This window comes from Parafrankia sp. Ea1.12 (assembly GCF_900465275.1).
GTDB lineage: Bacteria > Actinomycetota > Actinomycetes > Frankiales > Frankiaceae > Parafrankia > Parafrankia soli.
This window is the reverse complement of record NZ_UBIZ01000087.1, coordinates 1-1,367: the sequence shown is the minus strand read 5'-3', so window position 1 is coordinate 1,367 and position 1,367 is coordinate 1. Positions and strand designations below refer to the sequence as shown.

Annotated in this window: 1 protein-coding gene; it reads left to right on the top strand. The window is 67.7% G+C overall.

Features of this window, described 5'->3' with window-relative positions:
* Positions 1 to 143: 143 nt before the first annotated feature.
* Complete coding sequence (locus tag FMEAI12_RS01365; RefSeq protein WP_112104698.1) at positions 144 to 983, top strand: aldo/keto reductase; 840 nt, start codon at positions 144 to 146, stop codon at positions 981 to 983.
* Positions 984 to 1,367 lie beyond the last annotated feature (384 nt).

Below are 1,367 nucleotides of genomic sequence, written 5' to 3'. Positions count from 1 at the left end.
CTTCGTCTACTGGGCCATGATCCGCACGATGGCCCACCGGCTCGCCCGCGGTACCCCTGTCCCACGCTGGACCCCCAGGAAGGCCACGGAGAGTTAATAGCCATCAAGATTCAGGACAGGTACTGAGGGGTGGACCGCAGCAGATAACATCAACCATGTTCCATATTGGCGGGGATCTGGGCGTCCAGCGGCTCGGGTTCGGAGCCATGCGCTTGCCGACCGAGCCGGGCCCCGACCGCCAAACGTCTCTCGCGGTCGCCCGGCGGGCCGTCGAGCTGGGCGTCACGCTGATCGACACTGCCCACCTGTACGGCGGGGGAGCGAACGAGGAGCTTCTCGCCGAAGCCCTGTATCCCTACGCGGATGGACTGCTCATCACGACCAAGGTCGGCGTCGCGCGATCGGGCCCGGCAGGCGAGTGGAAGCTCGACGGCCGGCCGGAGGTCCTGCGCGATCAGGTCGATCAGGCCCTTCGCCGGCTTCGGGTTGAGCGGCTCGAGTTGCTTCAGCTGCACCGGATCGATCCGGAGCTACCTCTTGCCGACCAGCTTGGCGTGCTGCGGGAGATGCAGGCTGAGGGCAAGGTCGGTCGGATCGGGCTGTCCGAGGTCACCGTCTCGGAACTCGACCAGGCACGGAAGATCATCGATGTGGTGAGTGTGCAGAACCGCTACAACCTGCTCGACCGCGAGCACGAGCCCGTGCTCACAGCGTGCGAGGCGGCGGGGATCGCGTTCCTGCCCTGGCGGCCCGTCGCTCCGGCGACGACGGGTGCGACGGCCGAGATCGCTGCTGTGGCGGCCGAACTCGGGGCCACTCACGCGCAGGTCGCGCTCAGCTGGCTCCTCGACCACTCGCCGGTCATCCTCCCGATCCCGGGCACCGCCCGGATCGATCACCTGGAGGAGAACTTCGCCGCGGCGCACCTTCACCTGCCCCCAACCCACCTCGACCGTCTCAACCATCTGTCCGAGCGTGCTTAGGTGCGGGCCAGGGTGCCCCCGCGAAGTACAGCCCGATCATGAGGGCATAGAAACCAGCGCGACGCTTGACGACGCTGTCCCCCCGTTGTCCGTCATGGGCGGGGTTCTACGCCATCTGGACGGCCGACAAGACGGCGACGGTCAGCGCCGGGGGCGTGGTAGGGCGTCAACCCCGCCCGCGGCCACGCGTCCCATCCTGTGGGGCTTCAGAACCCCGATTTGGGCGGTGACCTGCGCGTTTACCTACGGGCCGGGGTCCGTGTCGGGCAGGCTGGGTGGTCATGGTGTGGTCGCTGCTCTACGCCCTGACACGGAACACTCTCGGGCTGATGCTGCTCCGGATGCGTGGGGACACCTCGAAGGAGGCGGAGCTCCTTGTCCTGC